Annotated in this window: 20 protein-coding genes and 2 pseudogenes; 16 read left to right on the top strand and 6 right to left on the bottom strand. The window is 43.3% G+C overall.

What is annotated here, in order from left to right:
• The first annotated feature begins 972 nt into the window (after positions 1-972).
• From VB073_RS16700 to VB073_RS17540, 4 genes and pseudogenes are all read left to right on the top strand, one after another.
• Entirely contained in the window at positions 973-1,785 is an 813-nt protein-coding gene (locus VB073_RS16700) for a type IV toxin-antitoxin system AbiEi family antitoxin domain-containing protein (protein WP_323405325.1), read from the top strand.
• Positions 1,782-2,579: a nucleotidyl transferase AbiEii/AbiGii toxin family protein gene (locus VB073_RS16705; RefSeq protein WP_323405326.1), complete on the top strand. Its 798-nt coding sequence runs from the start codon at positions 1,782-1,784 to the stop codon at positions 2,577-2,579. The genes VB073_RS16700 and VB073_RS16705 overlap by 4 nt, the downstream gene beginning before the upstream one ends.
• A 522-nt stretch (positions 2,580-3,101) precedes the next feature.
• A complete protein-coding gene (locus VB073_RS16710) occupies positions 3,102-4,163 on the top strand; it encodes a helix-turn-helix domain-containing protein (protein WP_323405327.1) in 1,062 nt (353 codons plus the stop codon).
• Between the two features lie 137 nt (positions 4,164-4,300).
• A pseudogene (locus tag VB073_RS17540) lies at positions 4,301-4,474 on the top strand (zinc-ribbon domain-containing protein); the annotation flags it as partial.
• On the opposite strand, the gene VB073_RS16715 reads toward VB073_RS17540, so the two are convergent.
• Positions 4,438-4,620, bottom strand: a complete 183-nt coding sequence (locus tag VB073_RS16715) for a hypothetical protein (RefSeq protein ID WP_323405328.1) — start codon at positions 4,618-4,620, stop codon at positions 4,438-4,440. The pseudogene VB073_RS17540 and the gene VB073_RS16715 sit on opposite strands and share 37 nt — an antisense overlap.
• A gap of 121 nt (positions 4,621-4,741) precedes the next feature.
• Here VB073_RS16715 and VB073_RS16720 point away from each other — a divergent pair, with 121 nt between their 5' ends.
• The 12 genes from VB073_RS16720 (at position 4,742) to VB073_RS16775 (ending at position 22,597) form a co-directional block, all read left to right on the top strand.
• Complete coding sequence (locus VB073_RS16720) at positions 4,742-5,278, top strand: hypothetical protein (protein WP_323405329.1); 537 nt, start codon at positions 4,742-4,744, stop codon at positions 5,276-5,278.
• Positions 5,279-5,389: 111 nt separating this feature from the next.
• The gene (locus tag VB073_RS16725; protein WP_323405330.1) at positions 5,390-8,842 is read left to right on the top strand and encodes a protein kinase domain-containing protein; all 3,453 of its coding nucleotides are present in this window, start codon (positions 5,390-5,392) and stop codon (positions 8,840-8,842) included.
• A 5-nt stretch (positions 8,843-8,847) separates the two neighbouring features.
• A complete protein-coding gene (locus VB073_RS16730; protein WP_323405331.1) occupies positions 8,848-12,195 on the top strand; it encodes an AAA family ATPase in 3,348 nt (1,115 codons plus the stop codon).
• A 24-nt stretch (positions 12,196-12,219) separates the two neighbouring features.
• A complete protein-coding gene (locus VB073_RS16735; RefSeq protein WP_323405332.1) occupies positions 12,220-12,972 on the top strand; it encodes an FHA domain-containing protein in 753 nt (250 codons plus the stop codon).
• A 14-nt stretch (positions 12,973-12,986) separates the two neighbouring features.
• A complete protein-coding gene (locus VB073_RS16740) occupies positions 12,987-13,733 on the top strand; it encodes a PP2C family protein-serine/threonine phosphatase (protein ID WP_323405333.1) in 747 nt (248 codons plus the stop codon).
• A gap of 143 nt (positions 13,734-13,876) precedes the next feature.
• Positions 13,877-15,490: a hypothetical protein gene (locus VB073_RS16745; protein WP_323405334.1), complete on the top strand. Its 1,614-nt coding sequence runs from the start codon at positions 13,877-13,879 to the stop codon at positions 15,488-15,490.
• 49 nt (positions 15,491-15,539) lie between these two features.
• Complete coding sequence (locus tag VB073_RS16750; protein ID WP_323405335.1) at positions 15,540-17,084, top strand: hypothetical protein; 1,545 nt, start codon at positions 15,540-15,542, stop codon at positions 17,082-17,084.
• A 192-nt stretch (positions 17,085-17,276) separates the two neighbouring features.
• On the top strand, positions 17,277-18,626 hold the full coding sequence (locus tag VB073_RS16755) for a hypothetical protein (protein WP_323405336.1): 1,350 nt from the start codon (positions 17,277-17,279) through the stop codon (positions 18,624-18,626).
• A gap of 13 nt (positions 18,627-18,639) precedes the next feature.
• Positions 18,640-19,251 carry a hypothetical protein gene (locus VB073_RS16760; protein ID WP_323405337.1) on the top strand — a complete coding sequence of 204 codons (612 nt, stop codon included), beginning with the start codon at positions 18,640-18,642 and terminating at the stop codon, positions 19,249-19,251.
• 258 nt (positions 19,252-19,509) lie between these two features.
• The gene (locus tag VB073_RS16765) at positions 19,510-21,699 is read left to right on the top strand and encodes an ankyrin repeat domain-containing protein (protein ID WP_323405338.1); all 2,190 of its coding nucleotides are present in this window, start codon (positions 19,510-19,512) and stop codon (positions 21,697-21,699) included.
• 24 nt (positions 21,700-21,723) lie between these two features.
• On the top strand, positions 21,724-22,230 hold the full coding sequence (locus VB073_RS16770; protein ID WP_323405339.1) for a YrhA family protein: 507 nt from the start codon (positions 21,724-21,726) through the stop codon (positions 22,228-22,230).
• Between the two features lie 70 nt (positions 22,231-22,300).
• Positions 22,301-22,597: a hypothetical protein gene (locus tag VB073_RS16775; RefSeq protein ID WP_323405340.1), complete on the top strand. Its 297-nt coding sequence runs from the start codon at positions 22,301-22,303 to the stop codon at positions 22,595-22,597.
• 101 nt (positions 22,598-22,698) lie between these two features.
• Here VB073_RS16775 and VB073_RS16780 read toward each other — a convergent pair.
• The 5 genes and pseudogenes from VB073_RS16780 to VB073_RS16800 form a co-directional block, all read right to left on the bottom strand.
• Positions 22,699-22,851: pseudogene (locus tag VB073_RS16780) on the bottom strand (site-specific integrase); the annotation flags it as partial.
• A gap of 18 nt (positions 22,852-22,869) precedes the next feature.
• Entirely contained in the window at positions 22,870-23,271 is a 402-nt protein-coding gene (locus VB073_RS16785; protein WP_323405341.1) for a DUF2442 domain-containing protein, read from the bottom strand.
• Positions 23,272-23,304: 33 nt separating this feature from the next.
• Entirely contained in the window at positions 23,305-23,541 is a 237-nt protein-coding gene (locus VB073_RS16790) for a DUF4160 domain-containing protein (protein WP_323405342.1), read from the bottom strand.
• A gap of 479 nt (positions 23,542-24,020) precedes the next feature.
• Positions 24,021-24,854: a 4,5-DOPA dioxygenase extradiol gene (ygiD, locus tag VB073_RS16795; protein ID WP_323405343.1), complete on the bottom strand. Its 834-nt coding sequence runs from the start codon at positions 24,852-24,854 to the stop codon at positions 24,021-24,023.
• A gap of 20 nt (positions 24,855-24,874) precedes the next feature.
• A partial coding sequence (locus VB073_RS16800; protein WP_323405344.1) for a YceI family protein occupies positions 24,875-25,178 on the bottom strand: 304 nt, incomplete at its 5' end.

The raw sequence follows: 25,178 nt of genomic DNA on the forward strand, positions 1-25,178 counted from the left end.
TTGTCATTCTTTCAATTACACTTTTCGATAAGATATCAATTTTCATTATATTATTTTTTGAGCGGGAATATGCAAATATACTGATTAAATAGAAATAGTACTGAAAGAGACGCAATTATTTAATAACAGGTTTTCAATATACCAAGATGTGGAGCAATATCCTTATTTCGGAATCCCATCTCGGAATCAAACCGGGAAAAAACCGTTTGGGATTATTCGTAGATCCTATTTGCTGGGATTCGTCAACGAAAGATATCAATATAAATTCCCAGCCAAGTCTGTCTTTAAAGTCTCTTTTATCGCTCGGGAAACATACCATACCCCCACAAGAACTATATAAAAAATCCGCGTTTTATCCTGAAACAAGTATATATAGTATTCTCACCTTTTTAATTTTCGAATCGATGTTGTAATTTGAGACTGTTTCCCATTGGGTTGATTTTCGTCCATATCATACTGAAACGGACTATCTTTCAACTGGTTAATTCGCTTCAAATCTTCCAAAAAAGAGTTCGAGTTTGCTCCCTCCGGGTGTACTTTAATTCCACCACATTAGTGGTGGTTTTTTGTAATATACTGTTTTTCAGCTCCTCATACTACCCTATTTCATCTTTAACCACACTTGGAAAGCTGCAATTTAGAGAGAGTCCACTTTCCATATCTACTATTATCACAACTATATAAAACGATGATAATCAAATAATAAAATCACGAACCCAACACTATTATTTGTCAATTAAAGAGTTCGATTCCCAACAGGTCGATATATTGGTGCATCGAACCAGGATATTTTCGAACTAAAAATTATCGTCTTATCTATCCATCTGCTCAGTCTTAATCAAGAAGGTCATTTCTTTGAGAAAAAATCATGAATAGTGTAGAAGTATGAAAAACCTCTACCATTCAATTTTGATGAAATAACTTGCAAACCTAATCACAATTTGATTATATTTGCAGAAAATTTAGCAGTCTATGAAAAATATCACTTTGAGCGAATGGATTAAAACTTTAGAGATACACGGATACAACAGTTTCTCTTTTGAGAAAGTGCGTAAAGACTTTCCAAATGCTTCTATACAGACCCTTTCTAATTCTCTATACCGTCTAACCGCAAAAAAAAGAATTATATCTGTCTATAAGAGTTTCTATGTGATTATTCCACCGCAATATGCAGCAAAAGGAATTGTTGCTCCTACATATTATATTGACCAATTAATGGCATATATCGGAAAACCTTATTATATCAGTTTGCTTAATGCTGCGGAATCATACGGAGCTGCACACCAACGTTCACAGCGTTTCACTGTTATGACGGTTTATCCCGCTGCCAATGTATCAAAAGCAAAAAACAATATCCTCGATTGGATTTACAGAAAAGAGATTCCCGAAAATTTCCTGCAAACAAAAAACTCGGAAACTGGAACAGTCCGCTTCTCTAATCCGGAATTGACGGCAATCGACCTTCTACAGTATGAGAAACATATAGGGGGCTTATCCAGAGCAGCCACCATCCTGGCAGAACTAACGGAAGAAACGGATTTCTCAAAAGTATCGAATGAACTGCTTGATTACACCTCCATTTCAGCAGTTCAACGATTAGGATTTATATTGGATTACATTCTGAAAGAAAACGAACAGGCAGATGTTTTATACAAAAAGCTATACAACTATGGAAAAAGGTTGAATTATGTTCCATTAAGCACTCGTTCACCGAAAAAGAATATAGAAAAGGATACCCGCTGGAAGATATACATTAATACAGAAATAGAAGTTGACGATTTATGATAAATAGAGCAGCCATACTCCAATGGAGAGTGCAAGCTCCATGGAATACAGGGGAACAGGTAGAACAGGATTTGATAATATCCCGTGCATTGATTGGTATTTTCAGCGATGAGTTTCTTGCAAGCCAGTTGGCATTCAGAGGAGGAACAGCATTGCATAAGTTATATTTGTCCCCACAAAGCAGGTATAGCGAAGATATTGACCTTGTACAAATCAATGCAGGACCGATAAAACCAATCCTTTCACAATTGGGGGAAGTGTTGGATTTTCTGCCCGGCAAGGTTGTCAAACAAAAACAATATAACAATATCATGTTGTTTCGTATGGAATCAGAGATACCGCCTATCGTACCACTCCGCCTAAAAATTGAGATAAATTGCTTTGAACATTTTAATGAACTGGGATTAGTTACAATCCCCTTTCAGATGGAAAACAGCTGGTTTTCGGGAGATTGCAAATTGACTACTTATCCTTTGGAGGAATTGTTGGGAACAAAACTTCGGGCCTTGTACCAACGTAAAAAAGGACGTGATCTATTCGATTTATACAAAGCCCTAAGCACAACAGATGCTGATCCCCAATTAATCATTCGCTGCTACAAACGCTATATGGATTTTTCGGTCTCCAAACCTCCAACTTACAAGCAATTTATTCAAAATATGGAAAGTAAGATGATTGATCCGGATTTCATAGGAGATACGGACAATTTATTAGATCCCAATGAAAATTACAATATACAAAAGGCATACCTAATAGTAAAAGAGAAGATTATTGATAGATTAGCAATATTGTAGTAAAATGATTATTGTCAGGATAAATAATCTATAAAATTTAAGACTCTGCCATAAGTTTTTCCGTGAAAAGCAATGTCACCATTTTAATTTTTGTACTTTTGTTGTGATTTAAAGATGCTCTGATTAGGCTGGAAGTCTTTTAATTCAGTCCGATGTACCAAAAGAGTTTTCTACCTTTTTAATTTTCGAGCAGTTGTCGTGATTTGAGATTGTTCCCTTTGGGTTAATTTTCTTCTGGATCATGCTGGTATGGACTTTTTTTCAGCCGGTTAATTCGTTTCAAATCTTCTAAAAAAGAGTTCGAATTTACTCCCTCTGGGTGTACAAAGACGACTAATAATCAACGAATTAAAAGCATGTCGGACTAAAAGACGGACTACTTCCTTCGAAACAGTCCGTTTTTTTATTATTTTTATGCAAAGTGAATCCGTCCACTTTCCCCCGTTTTCAAGAGGTCATTTTATCCGTTTTTTCCACTAAAACAATAATAAGAATTTAATACCTTTACAAAAAAATTTTATCATGGAGTCCTTTCCTGAAAATATCGCGCATTTCACTCACGGGATGGCATTTATGTTTTTCATATTTGTCGCCATCCATTTATATTGGCAGCAGAACAAAAGCCGACTGCTCTGGTTTTTATTTTACGAAGCTATTTTCTTTGCGTTTATAGAAATGAAAGACATAGCATACCTTATCGAAGGGGTATGGTACACACATTATCTTACACGCATATTTATGAGCATCGATATGTGGATCGTCCCTTTTACCATGCTATTTCTGTTCGAGTTGATGTCACCCGGATGGGTAACTTTGCGCCGAGCTCTTACTTTGATCATACCATCCGTTATTCTCTCCCTCTTATTGATTCTCATCCCGTCAGATATATTATTTTACGGGATAGTTGGTTACAGCCTTCTGCTCGGTAGCATCTCGGTATTTGTAGTGTTTATGGCTTCCGGACAATATGATAATTATGTAAAAAAGAATTTCTCCTATACCGAAGGATTGAGTGTTTCATGGGTGCGCACAATTATCGTTATTTTGTTTTTATATCTTATCTTGTGGATTTTCATTCATGGATACGAAAACTGGTGGGGAGACGCGCTCTATTACCTGATCACCATTGCAATCTGGAGTTATATCTATTTTTACACGTTACAGCACGCCGTTATTGAAGTGCCAGACATACTTCTCTATCGTTTCCGCAAAAAAGAAAACGATAGTTTTAAAGTGGAAGAAAACGGCCGTCCATACCATTTCGCCGAAACACTTAAACAGGCAATGGAGGAAGACAGGCTCTATCTTAATCCCAAATTGCATATTACAGATGTTGCATCAATCCTCAATACAAACAGGACATACCTTTCCGAATATCTGAACAAACAGCTGAATACAACATTCTATGATTATGTGAACTCTTTCCGTGTGGAGACGGCTTGTGGATTACTCACAAACAAGAAAAAGCAGACACTGGAACAAATCGCAGAAGAGTGCGGTTTTAATTCGCTATCAACATTCAAACGCTCCTTTTCCAAAATAAAAGGATGCACTCCTTCGGAGTATAAGCCTCATGCCGGATAGTATCCCATTTTTAGAAAAATCTGTATTTTCCAGCACGAATCATCGTTTTTTGTTAAATTGACTTGCTTTTTTGTTATATTGACACCTATTTATTCACAGTCATTCACTATTTTCGCAAGCAATAAACTGTTAAATCCATGACAGAAAATCAATATCGAGTCAGAGAGCAACAAGAGCAGAAGCAAAAACAAGAAATCGGACAACAGTCACAAGAAGCCCAGGTTAAAAATAGTCGATGTCCAAATTGCAATACAGTATATAGTGATACTGACAATTATTGCCCCGGCTGTGGGAAAAATCTGAAATCCCATGCATGTACACGTTGCGGAGCGGCTACGGAATCCAATTGGGAAATTTGTCCCCAATGCGGGCAAAACCTGCATGCAGAGAGCTGTTCATTCTGCGGAGCAGCAACAAACAGTGACGACACTTTTTGCCCCGAATGTGGTAATCCCAAAACAGGTATTATTTGCCCAGGCTGTCAAACCCTTAATTTCCGCAGTTTCTGCCGCAAATGCAATACCCCCCTCAATGCATTAGCCCATGAGGCATTGCTACAAATACGGCAAAAGCCTGAATTGAAGAAAGCACTCGCCATCGCCGAAGAACTGGCCAAATTGGAGGAATTTATCTCTCAGGCCGGTGAAAAAACAGAGGAAGAAACTGAAATACCGGATCTCTCGGAAGAAAACCGCGTATTTGTCAATCAATATAAAGATTTATTGGCTGCATTCCGTGGACAAGAGCAGGAGGAGAAATCAGAAACAACGAAGCCGCCCGAGCGCGAGCCAAAACGACGTAAAAAATTCTCGCTTAACATATCGGGCAAAGAGGAAGCGGTGGCACAATACAACGCTAAACTGGAAGAGATGAGAGAAACACTCAATTCGATATTTCCTGATCCTGACATGACGCCGCAGATGCAACGAGATTATTACACCGCCATAAAAGTAGAAATGACAGTCAAAATGAAAGTAAAGGTAAAAATAGGCTGGAAATGCAGGGCGTACGGTTGTATACATACGCAACCTAATGAATGCGTGGAACCGTTCAAGGGCGGAAAGTGGATTTATGACGATGTGGAGCAGGATACCCGGATATGGGTGAGGCAATAGATTAATTATAAGATAAAGCCTGAAAAATAGTGAAAGGTGAATGCAATCGTGGGTGCTTGCACACAAAGATTGCTGAACCGCATCCTATATTCTATAAATAGTAAAAAAATTATGAGCGATTTGGAAAAGACTCTCAGACCGGTTGACAACGAAGCGGAGAAAACTGTGCATCCCGGGATAAGGGCCGAGAAGACAACAAGAGGAAACCCGGAAAATGTAGAAAAAACAATCCGAGGAGGTGACAATGAGGCCGAAAAGACGATGCGGCCGGTCGATAAAACCACCCGTGGAGAAGCAATCGCGGAGAAAACCACGCGCGGTGTCGTGATGACGGAGAAAACCATGCGGGGTGATACCGGCAAAACCACACATCCCAACAGGCAGGAAGAGATCGACAAGGTGGTCCGTCAAATAGAACAACAAGCCGGGCAGACCGAATATCTCCTGAATAACATCACCTACAAGGTAGTCAAACCGCTCTCCGAAAGTACGGGAGAGGCCGACGTCTATCTCGTGGAGAACGCCAACATCCAATACGCGCTAAAGCTCTACAAACCCGGTATTGAACCGGACAAGGATATCATAGAAATTGTCCGCAAGAACTCCGGAAACCCCGCCATCAATTTCCTTGTAGATACGCTCCATCACGGGCTGTGGACAAACCCGAAAACGGGGCAGTTACAATACTATGAACTGATGGTCTATTGCCAGGGAGGTTCGCTCGACCAGATCACCATACCTCACAACGCTGAAGGAGAACAGCTTTTAGGAGAGATTGCCATCAAGTGCGCTGTCTGCCTCGATTTCCTTCACTCGAAGCAGGTGATCCACCGCGATGTAAAGCCGGCCAATTTCTTTTTCAGGGAAAAAGGCAATAAAGTAGAAGAACTTTCCCTGGCCGACTTCGGCATTGCTATCCGGTGTGATGAGAACGGGGAAGCGAAAGTAAAAATCCAGATGCGTACCAAAATCTATGCGGCTCCCGAGTACTATGTGACCATCGACGGCATCGCCATCACCAAAAGTATGGATTTCTATTCGCTGGGAATGATGCTACTCGTACTTTGGGAAGGGGGCGAAGATAGGTACCGCGCACCCGGAGAGCGTGTCCTCTGGACCTTGAAACAGGACAACAAGCTCCCCTACCCCCAAGATATGCCGCCACGCCTGTTGCAATTGGCCAGGGCACTGACCATTGCCGATCCCGAAAAACGGGCCGGATTCAAAGAGGTGATAAAATGGGCGAAAGGCGAAGATATTTACAACGAAGAGAATATCCAGTTCAATATTGTATATAACGCCACCAAGAAACAAATCGCAAAGTCGCGTGAGGAACTGGTAAAATTCATGATGGAAGACCAGAAGCTGGCGACCACCTACCTCTACAGGGGGCAAATCTCGGCATGGCTCAAGGAGATCAATTTCACCGAACTATCGACCCCGCTTGACGAGATTACCGAAACGCAATTCCCCAAGAACAAGGAAGCCGGTTTCTGGGCGGCTTGCTACTTCCTCCACCCGAATCTGAAATATCTGGATATCAACAACCGGGCCATAGAAGAGAATGAAGAGATAGCGGCTTCGCTCAAGGAAAATTTCGACTACTACAGCGAGGCCCTTGCGGACAAGAACGACAAACTCTTTATTTATCTCAATGCCACGGGCCGAGGAGAAGTCAACAAGTTGGTTCCGTTATTCAAAAAAGGGAAAGATAATCGGGATGCGATGTTGCAGCTTATCTATGCCCTCGACCCCTCCCTGCCATGGACAATGACAGATGACAACGGTAAAACGGTCGATTGCCAGACAACCGACGAGGTGCTTCTGAAGTCCGTCAATCCCGATTTTCCGATAAGCGAAGAATCGGAGAATGACCTATTGACGGAAGCTTTTCTTACCTGGATTGGCACACGTGACAAGGCACTGGAAGGAAAACTCCGCACAATAAAAGGACACGATAAAGATATATGGATATTACTCTACAACCTGAATCCGAAAATATCATACAACTTCGTACTCGACGAAAACGCAGACAACTACTTCTTTACCGCATCGGAAATTGGCAACTACATAAACAACCAAATGGATATTTATATGCTATCCGATAACGACTATGCGAGCGAACAGTTGGATATGATGTGCGATATCGACGATACACGGCTCTACCACTACTTCAAATCGAAAGGAGGCGTTTATGACGATAAAATCGACTGGATAAAATATTGTGCCGATGTAAAATCAAAGGACAATGCCAACAAGGCAGGCCCCTATAACTGGAAAATTGGGGTGTATAAGGCGATCAAAGGGCTTGGATTTGATCCATACTACTATTTTCCGAAAAGCGACAAATATGTATATACGCTCGACGAATTAAAAGAGATTCCCCGTAAAGAGATCAAAGCAGAAATGGCCAAAGGTTACCTGGATGCCTGGCTGACAACCTTCTTCCAGGAAGATCCCGATCTCGACCTCTCTCCGCAATTCGCCTATGAAGAGGCTACCGACGAATACATGCAGAAACTGGAAGAATTGGATGAAAACCATGAAGATGTGGTAAATTACCGGCTGGCCACTGACCAACTTGTAGCAAGCGTGAGTGGTTTGAAACGCAAATACAGGTTTAACCTCTTCTCCAAAGCGATCATCATACCGCTCACCCTGATTGCTGTCGCGGCAGTCATCTATGGATTACTCTCTTTGGATATTCCCAAGGAAAGAGATTTCCACTCCATATGGATATATGTGGTCTCTTTCATAGTGGGAATCGCGGCCATGATATATAATATATATGACATCGGCAGCGATACGGGCTGTGTGGGTATTCTATTTATAGGGGGCCTTGCCGCGGTCATTGTATACTTCGGATTGCTTTTCATTGCTCCTTACCTGGTGTACATTGCTGCTGCGTTTTTGGCGTTCTTGGTGGTGATGATGATCGTTCAGGCGGTAAAGACAGCGATCACCAAACGGGGTAACGCGGATTTATTTGCCCCATCCACGGAAGAGCTCATTTTAGAGCCGTTACATTTCGCGTTCCGGGCTCCCGCAGGTGAAAATTTCAATTCGTCTATCGGCGACCGGATATGGGATTTGACATGGGATATCGGGCAAAACACAAAAGCATTCTACAAAAAACTGATTGTCCCTTGGGTATTAATTATCGCCTTCGGAACCATCTCTTTTGTCGTGCTTGGAAATTTCGATGCTTCCCGCATTACCGGTATTTTTTCCGGGAAAGGAGCAATCATACAACAGCAATACACACTCTTCCAAGGGGAATGGAAAGGAACCTTTGACGGACGGGATGCGGTCATGCAGATATCCAAAGCGGGAAAAGATGTTGTAGAAGCCACGATCAGCGTCCAATACCAGAACCTGATCACAGAAAATTTAACCGGCAGCATTAACGTAGACGAGAAGAGTTTCCATTTCGATGATGTGCATGCCAACGGTAACCTCGATGGCGAGTACAACGGAAAATTCAACGATGATTTTACGGAGTTTTCAGGAACTTATCAAAACTATACAACCAAAAAGCAGGTAGATTTTATTTTTGTCAAATAGATACTATGGAGTGTCCGAAATGCAATAAACCCAATCGTGAAAAAGCCATCTTCTGCAAATATTGCGGGGAAAGCGTCGTCACAAAATCGAACGCCCCATTGCAGGAATTGGTGGGGATGGAACAGGTAAAGAACCAGTTGAACAGTCTGGTGAAGATCTGCGAGATGCTGGCGCTAAGAGCCAAGAAAACAGGGGTGAAAGTACGCCCTGGGATGGATATGGTGATTACCGGCAACACCGGCACCGGCAAGACCAAGCTGATTGAACTTATCCAATCATTGCTCTATTCCACGGGAGTCATCAAAAACCCGAAAGCGGAAATCATCGACGCGGTCGATTATGAGAACTTCTCGAAAGAGGACAAATGGGAAGAGAATATCGCCAAAGCCAAGGGAGGCCTGTTAGTTATAGAGAATGCACAGAAGTTGTTACCACAGAAAGCTTCGGACGACATCAACAAACTCGACAAGCTCTTCAAATGCATGAATGGCGAATGGAACAACGATCCCATCGTTATCCTGTCGGGCCTCACCGGGCTCAACGCTTTTATGCGTACCAATGCCGATATCGCCAGCCGCTTCGAGTACCATTTCGAATTGAGCAATTTCAGCGCCGCCGAACTGTCCGAAATCTGTATCAACACGCTCAAAGACAGCTATAACCTGGACCCCGGAGAAGAAGCAGCAGACAAGCTCGAACGGGTGTTCAAGTACGCTTTCCGAAACCAGCAGGAAGATTTCCAGTTTGGCAATAACGGCCATTTCGCCGTGAAGAAAGCCGAGCAGATATGGCAAAAAGCCATTCAACGTAATTTCGATGCCACCACATTCGAAGCGGATGATATAAAAGGGAAAGAATTCAAGGAGAAGAGCTATGACGAGATCATGGCCGAACTCGACCAGTTTGTAGGGATCGACGAGATAAAAACCACGGTGCAGAAGATTATCAATAAGATAAACGACGAGAAGGAACTGAAAGGAAGCCATGCCAAACCGGAATTGAAAGACCATTTCCTCTTTCTCGGGAATCCCGGCACCGGTAAGACCACCATTGCCCGTATCTTCGCCGATATACTGGCTTCGATAGAGGTACTGCCGAGCGGACATCTGGTAGAGGTTGCCGCCAAGGATCTGATAGCGGGTTATGTCGGACAGACCGCCCAGGCGACTGCCGATATAGTGGACAAGGCGATGGGCGGCGTACTGTTTATCGACGAAGCCTACGACCTGGCGGGAAATGATTTTGGTGCCGATGCCATCAACACGCTCCTGAAACTGATGGAGGACAAACGGGGCAAGTTTATCTGCATTGCCGCTGGCTATACCAAAGAGATGACCGATTTCCTGTCGACCAATTCAGGGCTGGCGTCACGCTTCAACGAGACGGTTAATTTCCGCGACTACAAGCCGGATGAGCTCAGTGAGATATTCCGCCGCATGGCCAGGAAAGAGGGACTATCCCTCGATGAAGAAGCGGACAAGCACCTGCTGAATTATTTCAAGAAAATCTATATCTCCCGCGACCAGAAGAATTTCGGGAATGCCCGTGATGTACAAAATATCCTCAAGAAAGCCATTGGCAACAAGGGACTCCGCATCCAGGAGCTACGGCGGAAGATAGAAATAACCCGGGAAATGATTTCCACGCTTACCCGGGAAGATATCGAAGGAGCGGAAAGCCTGCAGGAAAAAGACCTGGATGCTATCCTGGCCGAACTCGACGAATACATCGGCATGGATAGCGTGAAGCGGGCAATCCGTGATCTGGCCACCAGGCTGAAGTTCAACCAGCGCAAGATAGAGCGTGGCCAGGGCGATGCCAAGCTGACCAATGTGCATATCGCGTTGACCGGTAATCCCGGTACGGGAAAGACCACCATCGCCAACAAACTGGGGGAAATTTTCAAGGCGATCGGTCTGCTTCCTTCGGCAAAAGTGATAGTGAAGAAACCGGCCGATTTGCAATCGTCCATCGTCAACGATACGGGCGTGCGGACCAACAAGGCGTGCGATGAAGCCATGGGTGGCGTGCTGCTGATTGACGAAGCGTATGGGTTGGGCGACAAAGATGGCTATGCCCAACATACGCAGCAGGAAGCCGTAGAGACATTGATGACACGCATGAGTGAAGATGCCGGAAAATTTGTGGTCATCTTCGCCGGTTACCGTACACCCATAGAGCAATTCATCCGCAATTGCAACCCGGGTATGGAACGCCGCATTACCAATAAGCTGCATATCGAAGATTATAACGCCGCAGAACTCTACGAAATCTTCATGCTCAACGCGAAGAAGAACAAAGATAGGCTGACGGATGACGCCAAAACAGTCCTGAAAAAGCTGATCGCCCAGATAGTGGATGCCAAGCGGGAAAACTTTGGCAATGCCGGTGAGATGGTGAAGCTGCTCGAAGAGGCCGACACACGCCGTGCCGTCCGCCTGATGAAGCGGGAAGACAACGGCGAGATACTGACCGATGACGACTACCATATCCTTGAAGCGGAAGATATTCCCTACGACGCTCCCAAAGCGCTGGTGGAAGAAGATATTTACAGGGAACTCAACAACCTGATCGGATTGGACAATGTCAAGAGCACCATCCGGGAAATTGCCGACTATATCAAAGTGGAACGGCAAAAAGCGGAAGCCTTTGGAAAGAAATTCCAGGGAGTGGGCGACCATTACCTTTTTGTCGGAAACCCCGGCACGGGAAAAACCACCGTCGCGCGCATCATGGCCGATATCTTTTACGCCCTTGACGTTTTGCCGACCAACAGGCTCGTGGAGGTGAAACGGGAAGACCTGGTTGTTGGATTCGTGGGACAAACGGCTCCCAACACCAAAGAAAAGGTGAAGAGCGCCATCGGCAGCGTATTCTTTATCGATGAAGCCTACACGCTGAAAAGCGGTGGCCCTAACGACTTCGGACAGGAGGCCACCAACACCATCCTGCCGATGATGCTCGATTACAAGGGGAAGATGGTCTTTATCGCCGCCGGCTATCCACGGGAGATACAGGAGTGGATCGATACCAACAGCGGATTGGAAAGCCGGTTTACGAAGACCATCTATTTCGAAGATTATACCGGTGGGGAAATGGCGGATATCTTCCGTATGAAAGCCTCGAAAGACCAACTTTCACTGACTCCCGAAGCGGATAGCGTGATGGTAGAGTATTTCGATAACCTATACGCCAACCGGGGACGCAACTTTGCCAATGCCCGCGAGGTAAACAATTACTTCGACAATGTCAAGAGACGTCAGAGCAGCCGGTTGAAACAAAGGATGGAAGAGCCCGGGTTCAACAAGGAGGAGTACAAGTTATTGTTGCCCGAAGACATGATTAAGTCATAAAATTATTATAAAAAGGTACGAAAGATGAATTTGGTTAAATGTCCCTTTTGCGACAAGGAGATAGAATCGGATAGTTTTTTCTGCGACCAGTGCGGGAAGGAGTTGATGGCCTGCCCTGTCGGACATGGCTTCAAGAAAAACAAGATGTGTAACGAGTGTGGAAGGCCGCTCGTAAGCGCGAAAGAGACTGCGAGTTCCGCTCCACAAGAGAAAACTCCATCCCCGCAACAATCCCCAGAAACGGTTCCACAGCCGCAACAAATAAAGGAATCTGACATCGATTTCAGTTCATTTGGAAAGATATTTGGAGGAGAGTTCAAACCACAGGAGGAGAATAAAGAAGAAGTAGAGACGCACTATGTGGATAATGTCGTTGGAAAGATCAAAGTAAAAGGCAAACCTAAAGAGGATCCTGCAGTATCAACCGAAAATGATAAAATGCCACAAACTCCTGAATCGACAGTCCGTCCGGAAATGCTTCCCGCAGTCCCTCAATTTCTGGTCAATAATACACTGAACGCCCGCCTGCAGCTCCTCGACGGTGCCATCATCGGTCGCAGGGCTGGAAATTATGTCCACATCTTCGGTTCCCAGGGGTATGTCTCGGGAACCCATGCCCGTCTCCAAAGAAATGATACCAATGTATGGGAGATTACTGATTTAGACTCTACCAACGGCACGTTTATAAACGGTGTCCGTCTGGCCGCTCATCGCTCCACACCCTTCAAGGTGGGAGATACCATTGCCTTTTATGATTTGAAGTTCATTGTAGAATAACATAAAACAGCGCCATGCTACTAAAATCGGAAATAAACAGCGATATCGGTTGTGTAAGGGCCAACAACGAGGACATGATCCTTTTTGCCGGCGAATATTTTCGCGACAACAGCGCGAAACAAATAGTTGAACTTTCAGATAGTGTCCGGTTCGCGGCGGTTGTCGCCGACGGCATGGGCGGTCATAAAGGCGGTGAGATCGCTTCGGAAATAGCCTTACGCCTCTTCGACGATTTCATACTCGATTTGGCCGACGGGCTGGATGAAAGCGGGATCAACCTCTCCCTGAAAGAGTGGACGGAAAAAACACATAACATCATCCTGCACAGGAGTTACGAACTCCCCGAACAGGAAGGAATGGGCACCACCTTTTGCGGGCTTCTTTTCTATGGGGAAATGGTTTTCGCGCTCAATATCGGCGACAGCCGGTTGTACCGTTTCAGGGGAGGTATCCTCAAGCAACTGACCACCGACCACTCGATCCGACAACTTACCGGCGACCTCTCACAGGGTTCCAACCAGATATACAACTCTTTGGGAGCTGGAGAATCGGCCTTTATCGACATCAAGAACATCAGCGGACAGCTGTTGGATGACGACTTGTACCTTATCTGTTCCGACGGCCTTTCCGACATGGTGGCAGATGAGGAGATAGAGCAGATACTGACAGAAAATCCATCGACGAGAACATTGATTGCCGCGGCAAAAAATGCAGGTGGAAAAGACAACGTGAGTGTGATATTATTGAAAATTATAGGCTAAAACAATTCACTTTTATGATACAGAACCAGCAGTATATTTTTGAAATATATGAGAGTTACTCAAAAGATGCGAGAAGTAAAAAGATAGAAATTCGGCGCTCAATGCTTGATGCAGACGACTTTGACAAAAAAATAATTTAATAGATGAAGATAAAACATTTTATAATTGGTTGCGCGATGTTGTTGTTTTTGGGAGGATTGAATGCCCAGACATACCCGAAAAACGGACAGGTTTTTGGTAAAGAATTTCATCAGGGAATGGACACGACGGCTCTTGTAACCACCGTCGATGGCAAATTTCTGTGGGTAATTGACCGTATCAACCGAGGCAGCACGAAAAAAATCCCCGAAAACCGTTCCTGGGTTTTTTACAACGATAACCGAGAAGCCAAAACACCGATTTCATTTACCCAAGGCATTGATAGCACCGACGGCACAGCACTTTGGTCGCGAATAGACGATATGATGGGAATAAAGACAACGACGGCAACCCCTAAATACGGTACTGTGATTTGCACCTTTAAAGTTGGGGAAAAGAAAGACCGCAATTATGAAAATGCCGGAAATAAATTCATTGCGCGTGTAACGGACTTTGCTTTCGGAATAAATAATGAAATCCAAATGGTTTATATACCTGCAATTTCATTTGATTTTGAGTTGGACGAAAACTTGAACATTCTTACTTCCGTGGAACGCGAAAAGAACTATAGTAATATTTCCAACTACACTTACATGGCAAATCTCGGTCTGCAACGAGATGAGTGGCAAACCGTTGTGATAACTTACGATTGCGACAAAAAGCAACTGACTTATTTTGCCAATGGCAAAAAATTGGAGTACAGCAAAACGAGCTTGCGATGGGACGAGGTATATACAAATCCCAAAAACATGGAATTTCAACTTGCGCGTAGCGACATAGGCGATGTGGCGGTAAGCAAAATAGCGATTTACAACCGCACGCTCAGCGACAAGGAAATTCTCTCGCTGACGGGCGGCGGCGAAAAATCATTTGCCGAAACAAAAGGCGAATTGAAGCCCCCTCCAATTGATGTAAATCGGGGCTGGGCTTGGTTCTTGCTGGTTTTTACATTGATTGTCACGCTCATCAATATTTTTACCGGCAGACATCAATTTAATCCCGAACTGACGCTGCTGTTTGGTTTCGTGGCGATTTTGATGGTTTATATCAAAGGAATGGTGCCGGTGCTACCGATTGGAAACTTATTTGTTGGTTATGCCGATACGGGAATAAACTTTCCCACAAGCACTTGGGAACAGTTGAATTATGTTACAAAATACAAATTGCCGGATATTTTACTCACTTTTATTGCGCTGATAGCCCTTTCGTATAGTAAAGAAGACGATTACAGTGATATGTCGCCAATGCGGAAAATTTTGAATTTTCTTGTTCCTTATGGCTCAATAGTACTGTTGTATGTTGCCAGTGGCTACGGAGCGGCGGTACTGTTGGGGGCTGTGGCGCTTCTGATACTGTCTTCATTGGGAGAACAGGCATTTCATCACACTGAATACCCTGTTTATGCCATAATAAATAAAGAAACCGGGCAAATTTTGAGATATGAGCAAGGTAGTCCCGGAGGTGCGATATTTTTTGGAATATTCATTGTAATCGTACTAATATTAATCGCTTATCTTTTTTCGTCGCTGTATTTGTTTTTATTCAAGATTTATTTCCTGTTTCTGCTTGTCATGTGGATGATAGGTATTTTCGGCGATGTGAAAGATAGTATAAGATGATATAAATTTGTAAAAATCAGTAAAATAGAATACATAAAACAATAGGAATATGAAATATTTTTTCGACCGTACATTATTATTCTTCGTCTTGTCACTGATCCTTATTGGCGCATTGATCTATTGTAGTATCCCGAATCATAAACCAGCCGGCATCAGAGTGGCCGCCATTCAAAGTACGCAACTTTCTGCCTACAAGGAGCCATTCGCCACCATCCACCAAGGTGATTCACTGACTATTTTGGGAGCAGACTTTAGCGACCTTCGTTTTTTGGTGGCCAAAGAGGACGGGCAGCGGGGATGGATTCCCCAGGAAGCGGTGGACAACAAAGGGATTATTTACAAGGTGGACCTCATTACAGACAACGAGAAAACGACCGTAAAAAGTGGTGACACGGTCACACTATTGGAACGGACGGGGGATAAGTATAATAATCAAATGATAAAATTCAAGACAGCCAATGGAGAGCAGGGCGAAGTGAATATCCACAAACTCACAACCGCTATCGGCAATAATGTACGCAAATATGAGTACAAAGGAGGCGACTATTATCTCTCGAAAAAGAAATTTGAGGAAAAATATATCGGGAAAACCTTTCAAGAAAACGAAAATCTCTATCGCCCCGCCTTTCTTATACAAAAAACAAAAAATGGCCTTGAGGCTCAATACGATTTGCGTGTTTTTGACAAGAACGACGGAAGATTCTACAAGGTAATCATCACTTACCAGGACGATGTGGCGGTTTCTTATACCAGTAAAATTTACAAATCCCCCAACCGGCTTTTCCTGAAATACCTGCCCTTGGTCTCCACGATCATTGATGTGGATTTCTTTTCACAGTTAATCTCTACAAACGCCTTTGAAACAGAGGATTTTGATGCAGAAGACCGCTCCATCCTACTCAAAATAGCGGGGTATGCCCTGGCGATTTTCTTTGTACTCGGGATCATCGGTTATTTCTTTTTCTTCAACCAGACCATTCCATTCTTACTGTTCGGCCTACTCCGTTTCCGCTATCCGCTTATCTTTATCTCGAACAAGCTATTCCCCCAAATTATTGTGGTTGTCACTTTTATCACCACATACATCTGGCTTGTGTTGGGTTTGTGCTTTCCCATGCACTGGTGGTACTTTATTCCGGCACTGCTGATTACCACATGGTGGCTCACGCCCAAAATTTTGGATTGGTTCACCGATTTCCCGTCCAACCGCTGCCCGGATTGTAAATCGTTATATACCATTGAATACTACCGCGAGGATTTCGTCCGTGAATACCAGGAGTGGCGCAAAAAGACAGACAGCAAGAAGATTGGATCACGCTCCAACAGCGAATGGGTACACGACAAAGAGATAACGAAATGGAGTGACGGAAGCACAACGTCGCGTAACGTCAATCAGCGAAAGGTCACCCACACCACCAGCACATACAATAACGACGTGTATGATGTCCTCTATCTGGTGCGTGTCTACAAACTGACCTACAAATGCGGACATTGCGGGCATGAAGAATACGGTTCACGTACGGAATCGAAAGAACTCGACAGGAAGTACCAGGGCTCGTATGTTGATTCAACCACCACTCATTCCGGATACTGATGTAACTGAATTTTCTGAGGAATGAGAGCAGAGAAAAGCTTGCTTGGCACTGTTTTCGATAAGTGAATACAGATGAAAAACTTGTTTTTCTCTGTTGAACAAAGAAAACATCTGAGTTTACTCGAATATGCCGAGTGACGACAGAAAATCAATGGAATTAAAATTGAAAACTAAGACTGAAAATTATACGTTATGATCCATTTTGTTTTAACGCGCATGTGGATGTACCACGCCAAGGTAAACGAAAGCAAATTCGCCCGGTTTACCGATGCCCTCGATGTAAAGGGAGAGACTATTCTGGAACATCCGATTGACTTTCCTTTTCCCAAAAGGTACCAGGGCAAAATCATTGCCCGATGGCGCGACTTCTCAGACGCCCAGGCTATGGGACACAACCTCTATCCCTGCATCGACTTGCAACCGGATGAAAAGACACTCGAAGTACTCGGCCTCTTTCTCATGGAAGAGGCGAATAATGGCGTCTATCTGATGGAAGGGATTGAGGGTTGTAGGTTAAGTGACTGCACCTTTCGTATCACCGACTACGGTTATCTTAATGTACGCCTCGTATTCGAGGTGGATAATGTGGAGGCGCTGAAAAAAATCAGCCGCCTACAGACAAGCATTACACGGGCAATAACCGAATGGACAGTGCTACTTCAACCGGTTTTGCGCGAACTGCAAAAACAAGATTGTGTGAAAATCGGCGAGGACTGGTTTGGCATCCCGCTGAAGATAAAAGATGTGCTATCTATTGATGAAAGCGACATGTACACATACCAGGACTTGACGGTGCTTTCAGGTGAAAGCCGGGAACTCGCCGGTGAAATTCGTCAGCTTTACGGGATCAACGATGAACCCGAAAAGGTGGAATCTTATGAAGTGCACGGTATCGATCAGTCCTCGATTATTTGCTCCGCCCACCCGACAGGAATTGCAGAAATCGACAATATCGTTGAACCCTACAACCTTCTACTCGCCGAGATCAACACCTACGATTCGGTGGGAAATCTCAATTATGCGATAATCAAACTGATGAACGACAGCGATTTGTCGAGAACAAATAAAAAAAGGTTTCTCCGGAAGGACAAAGTGGAAAGTGCCTTCAACAGTTTCACTTCAAGCGATTTACGTAAAATAACGATCAACACGCACTATATTCTGCACTGCATCAATTTCCGCAAGACAGCCATTGAACATTGGCAAAACCTGTTTATGAGGAAATTCAAAGAGAAGAATCCTTACGATGAAAACAGGCAAAACTGCGAGCGGAGCGAAGCAATTATCCAAAAACTGATTGAGGAGAAAACCCAGGAATCACAGAAAGGACACTCCAATACGCTCGAAATACTGTTTATGTTCCTTTCGGCAATCACCATCTATTCCACTTATGTGGATGTGGTAAGTTTCCTGGATGCGGCACCTCACTCGAATATCTCGAACCTCAACACCGGCAGCCTGGAAATCAAAATTTTCCTGTCGATCTCGTTGGTCCTGGTCCTGATATTTTTATGGATAGTAAGGGTAAAGAAGAACCGATAAACAGAAAATTACAATGCAACACAGCCTCTTGGATATTCCTTCGTCCCAATATGCGGAACTGATTCCCCTGATCAATTCCCTGTCGAGTTACGACCTGTTCTCTGAAGAAAAGACACACCTGAAAACGGCACCGTTACCCTTCTTCAAAGATTACAAGTTGCTATCAGCACAGACTTTCTCGACGATTCCACCTGTCACGATGCACTATCTGTGGAACAGAAAGGACAACGACATTATCAAGATGGAGGGCATACGCGATTCCGTTTTCGATAACCTCCATAAACTGGGATTGATACTTGACGAGAGTACGATTGTACCTTATGCCAAGTTCGTGCTTGACGGTATCTGGACGGATAAGGGAAATATACGACTGGTAGAGAGTCTTGATGAAATCGAGTTCTCGGATAGCCCTTCCCGGGAGGATTTGAAATTTCTGGAAACCACCATCCGCCCGGCGACGGTCTCCCGTAGCGAAGAGGGATATCTTATAGACGCCATAATTATCTACGGCACTGAAATTTATCACTCTACCATTGAATTACGACAAGATGGTATTTTCGATTTTCAGTCGGAGACCCAACTGAAAGCCGGAATGAGATGTGTAAGAGTAATATTTCTGGAATAAACGAGCATGACAACTGTATTACCTATATAAAAATGCAAATCAATGAACATTATTGAAGAAAAAACGTATGATATTTTGCAGAACGCCAACGGTGAAATTTTACTCGCTATCTCTGCAAAAGGAGTAGAACCTATAAAACCGCGACTCTGTTATGCCGGTGGCAACAAGGCTGTTTTGTTCCACTCCACCCAGATGGTTTATCTGAATGGAATACATAGCGAAGTGCAGCCGGCATTGGCGGCTGTAAAGAAAATTCTTGTGACAGAGGTGGATGGACAAAACGTGGTGCGGGAATATGAAGCACCGGTCAGTATTATACCCGAAAAGGGATTGTATGAATATGGTTATTCTAATTTGCAAATAAAAAATCACCCTCACGATATCGATCTGTTTGACAGAGTCCTGGAATTTGCGAATAATAATATTCAACTTATTGGCGAGACGCTTTATCAGCGTGGTTTGGCATGGTTTTATCTTGGCAAATATGCAGATGCAATAATTGATATTCATCAAGTTGTAGTGCTCACAAAAGGAAGAGACACGGAAGTGGTGGAACATCAAAAAATGATTGCGGAAAAGATCTTGGCAGAAAAAATGTACGGAATTGAAGTCAAAAACGAGAATTTCCCCATACCAGGGCTCGTTCCTTATTATTTCCATATCAACAATTTGAAAAAATTTCCACAGAAAACGATTAAGGATGTTATTGGTATAGATGAAATGAACAACATTGCAGCGGCTCTTGCCGCGTTTGAAGAATACGAACTTTTGGAACGCTACATTGCCGAAGGAAATTCGCTCAATGTGCAATGTGATGCATATTTTGTTGATTGGCAACCAACACCTTTTTATTATGTTACGACTTGGAAAGTATTTGATAATCTCAACGACGCGGAAAAAATTTTGCGTTTCCTTGTGAAAAATGGTGCAGACCCCGATATGTCTTCAGGCGAAAATTCTACTGCTCTTTGGAACGCGACTCACTCCGGTGTTCCGATTGAAAAATTGAAACTTTTAATAGAACTCGGTTGCGATGTGAACAAAAAAAGTGCTGACGGCGAGTTTCTTTGGACGCCGCTCATCAATTGTTTGCGACAGACTTCCGATGAAAATGACGAAACAATCGCCCTTCCACCCGATGAAATTACGCTTGAAAAAGCAAAATTTCTGATTGAAAATGGGGCTGATATCAATGATAGAGTCTCCGGTCTTACACCTTTGATGTTTGCCATTTGCAACTGTGACCACAAAGACCTCGATTTCATCAAATTTTTGCTCGAAAACGGTGCAAACCCCAATGTGATTGACGACTTCAGTTACACGCTCACCCCTCTCCTGCTCACCCACGACTACGATTGGTTTGAGGCAGGGCAACTTTTCTTACTTTACGGTGCTGAAACGGAGACGATGCAAAAACTTCTTGAAAAACGTGCAAATCGACATATTGAATCGCTTACCTTGACCGTACAAAATAGTTTTAAACCCGGTTCCGGTGAAGATTCCGAGACTTCAAAAAATTATGACCTTTCCGAAATTGAACAACTTACACCGATTAATTTTGAGTATTTTAATGTCTATCTTTCCGAAAAAACTCCTACAAAACTTTCGGGAAAAGTGATTTTTGATTGTCCCGAAACAGGCGTGATAAAAGATTGTGGAGAATTTACACTTTCACTCGAAAACAAAGAATTTTACACGGAATCGATCAATTTCACCTACGACATCCACACGCAACTGACGCTGCAAATTCAACTATCGGACATTTCCTTGGAAGATGAATTTGCGGACGAAATCACCGCAAAGGAACAAGCAAGGCGTGATGCGGAATTCACTCAAAAACTATCTGATTTTCAAGAAAACAAAGAACAATACCTTTCGGGAATTTCCGAAGAGTTAAAGGGAGATTTTACCGATTTTTGCATCAATACCGAACTCGGACAGTTTTTTGTAAATATCAATGCTGCTGAACACGCCATTTTGTACTGGTTTCTGGTCTTTGGCGAACCGTTCAAAAATATTACTTTCCGTAACCGTTATGACGATGTTTTACAAGCAATCTACCATCTTGATTACGAAAAAGACCCCGATTTTCGTTCCGAATGGAGTGGCTATTGGCAACTTTTTGAATCAGTCTATAACAACTACCGTAAAATGAAAACCGATACGCAACATACCGATCAAGAAATACTTGATCAATACAATAAAGCTGAAAATGCCTGCCGCGAAAGTATGCGCTATTTGGGCGATGTCGCCTTTGTGAGCGTTGCCGCCTGCCGGTATTTGCAGGGCGATATGTTTAATTCCTACGGAATGGACGAACAGGGTGCGGAGTGTAAAAAAGAATGTCAATCAACGCTTTACAATCTTTCTCAACGCGATGATTTGTTCAGCGAAGAACAAATGCAGGTTTTGGAAATATTGCGAGGAGTAGTGGGTGAAGTGCTATGAAAAATCTAAAACATATTATTATCAATGATGATTATACAGAAAGATAAACTTATCCTGTTGGACGATGCAATGGTTGTCCGTCCTGCCACCACGGCAGATATCGAAGAGGCGAACAATGAATTGGAAAGCTTAAGACTGCCTCCCATCCCGTCCGGCTATGCCGATTTCCTGCAACAGTGCAACGGCTTTGCCTTCAATGGTGTGGAACTCTTTGGAACGGACATTGTCTCCGACCCGGAAACAGGCTTTGAACTGATCGATATGGTGTCGTTTATGGAGCAACAGCATGGAATTTATGTGGAACAGATGTTGGATTGGGGTATAAAAGACCTTTCCGAAGAGGCGCTAAGATATATTTTTCCACACAATTTGCTGTTTTTCGGACGGGTAGATGACGACATCTTTTCCTACAACCCCCAAACTCAAAAATATGAGAGCCGCGATATAAATAGTTATGAGATTTGGGACGAATACCCAAATTTCGAGGATTTCTGGCAAGGAGAAATCAGCAAATATTTGCCGGAACTGTGATGATAATTCGATGCACAGGATTGTCTGTGACTGTTTTAAAAAATATTTTCGAATCTAAGAATATGAATCAATGAACATTATTGAAGAAAAAACTTTGTCAGAACAGATCAAGGAAAATATGGAAAATAATCCCGATTTTGCAGCCGGTGTCATACAATTTTACAAAGCGATGGCTGACAACGGCAACGCCGATGCGCAATATGAATGGGCTATTTTGTTGCTCGAAGGCGAATTTGTGGAAGAAAACTATGAACTTGCCCTCGACTATCTTTACAAATCCGCCGAACAGGGACACGAAAATGCAGAAACACGCTATTTCTCAGAAACTGCTCCCGATGATGACGGACGATATGATGCTTGGGCGTAAATTCATTTGAAAATGAATCTCCCCGCCGCAAGCGGTCGGGGTATCTTGGATGAATAATTTTACTTCTCGCCGCAAGTGGCGGGGAATTAAACCCTAAGTGATTAAAGTAATTTCGGCAAACTATCTATAGATTTTTGTTTCAGTTCATCTACGGCACGGGTATATTTTTCAGTGTGTTCAAGTCCGCTATTTACTAATAAACTGGCTACAATTTTGATATTAACACCATTGTTCAATATATTTACGGCAAACGAAACGGTCCTTTCGCTGGGTCAGGCCTCAATCAATTCTTGACCTACCTGCTTCACGACATTTATAATTTCCTTCTCCCGTTCTTTTGAAGGCTTTTTATTTCCGCTTATATAAGCAGCCAAAAGGCTTTGTTTCATCCCTAGGCGCCGAGCAATCGCCGACACATTCAGTTCGGGATGTTTGCGGAAAATCCTTGCAACTCCTACAGGTTCCGGATCATCATAGAGAAAGCTGTCCAGCGACATATCTTCGTCCACATCTTCCCAACGTATGCCGGAGTTATCTATTTCGTAATTCTGGCGTTGTTCCGGACTTGCATTCAGCAACCGCGGGTACCATAACAGCGATTGCCACAGTTCTCTTCCTTCATCAGTAAGGATGAAAATTTTTTCACCGTCAAACCATAATTTTTTAACTTTCATAGTAATACTTGTTTTAATCCGGATTTTCGGGGATTATTCCCCGAAAACCCTTTTCCATTCCTTAATAAAATTCTCCTTGTTCTCCTCGAGAATACTTTCGGCAAGTTTCACATCTTTTGGTTTCAGTCCATTATTGTATACTAACCGCAGATCCTCTTCAATTTCAAATTTTGCCTCTCCATCGCGACTCTTTACGTGAATATGAATAGGCTCATGATCACGTGTGTAGAAATAGAATCTTAATCCGAATAATATTAAAAGCGTTGGCATAACTATTATATTTTTACATCACAAATATAGGTTATAAAATTATAACCTGCAAATATTTTGTGAATCACTTTACATGAAATCTTCGTTCTTACTATAATTTTATTCTCACCTTTTTAATTTTACTACTTTTGTCGTGATTTGAGATTGTTCCCTTTGGGTTAATTTTCTTCTGGATCATGCTGGTATGGACTTTTTTTCAGCCGGTTAATTCGTTTCAAATCTTCCAAAAAAGAGTTCGAATCCTCTCCCTCTGGGTGTACTAAAAACCGCTGTAGATCAGTCGATCTACAGCGGTTTTACTTTTTACGGGGCACCAAAGAAAACGTTTTATCCCCTACAACAAATCGGATTAAAAAAACGGACAATCCCCTACCCGCCCGGAAGATCGTCCGTCAAATCACCTTCATTTATTTCAAATCAAAATAACATCATTTAATCCGAAATAATATCATTTTGTTTTTTTAGTCTAATCAATCCTCTTACTGCCTGATAATAACCGATGTCATTGTCAGCGAGCCGGCTAAGGCCTGATCGTTAAAAAACTGGATATCGTCTTTCTTCTCCTGCAAGGATAGCGCGTAGATCAGGGGGATGTAGTGATCGGGAGTTGGGATGGCAAGCTTCGCAGCCTTACTTAGTGACGGATAATCAATCAGCGCCTGATGGTCGGCAGATCGGATTTTTCTTTTAAAAATATCGTTCATTTCCAAAGCCCAGTCATAGCCGTAAGGTTCGTTGAATCCTTCTATGGATTTCACGTGGATTAACCGCAGGTTATGCACCATATTACCACTGCCTACAATAAGCACTCCCCTTCTGCGCAGAAAGGCCAGCTCTTTTGCCAGATCGTAATGGTATTGCATTCCCCGGGTGTAGTCGATACTCAATTCCAATACGGGTATATCGGCTGCGGGATAAATATGCCGCAATATACTCCAGCTTCCATGATCCAGCCCCCAGTCGGTATTTAATTCCACAGGATACTGTTTTATTTCCTCCTGTATGGTCGCCGCCAATGCCGGATTGCCGGGAGCAGGATACTGCACTTTAAACAGTTCGCACGGAAATCCACCGAAATCATGAATGGTTTCCGGACCGGGCATAGCCGTAACAAACGTGCCGTTTGTTTCCCAATGAGCCGAAATACAGAGGATAGCGGATGGGCGGGGCAGCTCTTCTCCTATTTGCCTCCATTTCCTGGAGAAAAGATTATCCTCTATCGCGTTCATCGGACTGCCATGACCAACAAAAAGCACCGGCATGGCCGGTGTACCTTTCGTTTTACCCACAAGATCTCTCAGATTATTCATCATCCGGATTTTTGATCGCCTGATTACGCATTTTTCGCAACCAACGTTATGGTTATTTCCATGTCGTCGTTGATAAACCCATCCTTCAGGTCTTTAAAGATATTTTTTGAACCGTAGTTTACGCCCCATTGCGTACGGTCGATTGTGAATGTCGCTGTTTTAGCGGTATAAGTATCACCATCTTTAGAGATTGTCGCGTCAAAAGAGATATTCTTTACCGCTTCTTTCAATTCCAGATTACCGCTGATCTTATGCGTATACTCACTTCCCGAAAGTTCTTCAACACCGGTAATGGTAAACTTTCCTTCCGGATATTTTTCCACATCA

The organism is Proteiniphilum sp. (genome assembly GCF_034927365.1).
In the GTDB taxonomy this organism is placed as follows: Bacteria; Bacteroidota; Bacteroidia; order Bacteroidales; family Dysgonomonadaceae; genus Proteiniphilum.

Excerpts from the sequence above, each read along its gene's own strand:
- VB073_RS16700 (WP_323405325.1), top strand. The coding sequence starts at position 973 with ATGAAAAATATCACTTTGAGCGAATGGATTAAAACTTTAGAGATACAC.
- VB073_RS16705 (WP_323405326.1), top strand. The coding sequence starts at position 1,782 with ATGATAAATAGAGCAGCCATACTCCAATGGAGAGTGCAAGCTCCATGG.
- VB073_RS16710 (WP_323405327.1), top strand. The coding sequence starts at position 3,102 with ATGGAGTCCTTTCCTGAAAATATCGCGCATTTCACTCACGGGATGGCA.
- VB073_RS16725 (WP_323405330.1), top strand. The coding sequence starts at position 5,390 with ATGAGCGATTTGGAAAAGACTCTCAGACCGGTTGACAACGAAGCGGAG.
- VB073_RS16730 (WP_323405331.1), top strand. The coding sequence starts at position 8,848 with ATGGAGTGTCCGAAATGCAATAAACCCAATCGTGAAAAAGCCATCTTC.
- VB073_RS16735 (WP_323405332.1), top strand. The coding sequence starts at position 12,220 with ATGAATTTGGTTAAATGTCCCTTTTGCGACAAGGAGATAGAATCGGAT.
- VB073_RS16740 (WP_323405333.1), top strand. The coding sequence starts at position 12,987 with ATGCTACTAAAATCGGAAATAAACAGCGATATCGGTTGTGTAAGGGCC.
- VB073_RS16745 (WP_323405334.1), top strand. The coding sequence starts at position 13,877 with ATGAAGATAAAACATTTTATAATTGGTTGCGCGATGTTGTTGTTTTTG.
- VB073_RS16750 (WP_323405335.1), top strand. The coding sequence starts at position 15,540 with ATGAAATATTTTTTCGACCGTACATTATTATTCTTCGTCTTGTCACTG.
- VB073_RS16755 (WP_323405336.1), top strand. The coding sequence starts at position 17,277 with ATGATCCATTTTGTTTTAACGCGCATGTGGATGTACCACGCCAAGGTA.
- VB073_RS16760 (WP_323405337.1), top strand. The coding sequence starts at position 18,640 with ATGCAACACAGCCTCTTGGATATTCCTTCGTCCCAATATGCGGAACTG.
- VB073_RS16770 (WP_323405339.1), top strand. The coding sequence starts at position 21,724 with ATGATGATTATACAGAAAGATAAACTTATCCTGTTGGACGATGCAATG.
- VB073_RS16775 (WP_323405340.1), top strand. The coding sequence starts at position 22,301 with ATGAACATTATTGAAGAAAAAACTTTGTCAGAACAGATCAAGGAAAAT.
- VB073_RS16785 (WP_323405341.1), bottom strand. The coding sequence starts at position 23,271 with ATGAAAGTTAAAAAATTATGGTTTGACGGTGAAAAAATTTTCATCCTT.
- VB073_RS16790 (WP_323405342.1), bottom strand. The coding sequence starts at position 23,541 with ATGCCAACGCTTTTAATATTATTCGGATTAAGATTCTATTTCTACACA.
- ygiD (WP_323405343.1), bottom strand. The coding sequence starts at position 24,854 with ATGATGAATAATCTGAGAGATCTTGTGGGTAAAACGAAAGGTACACCG.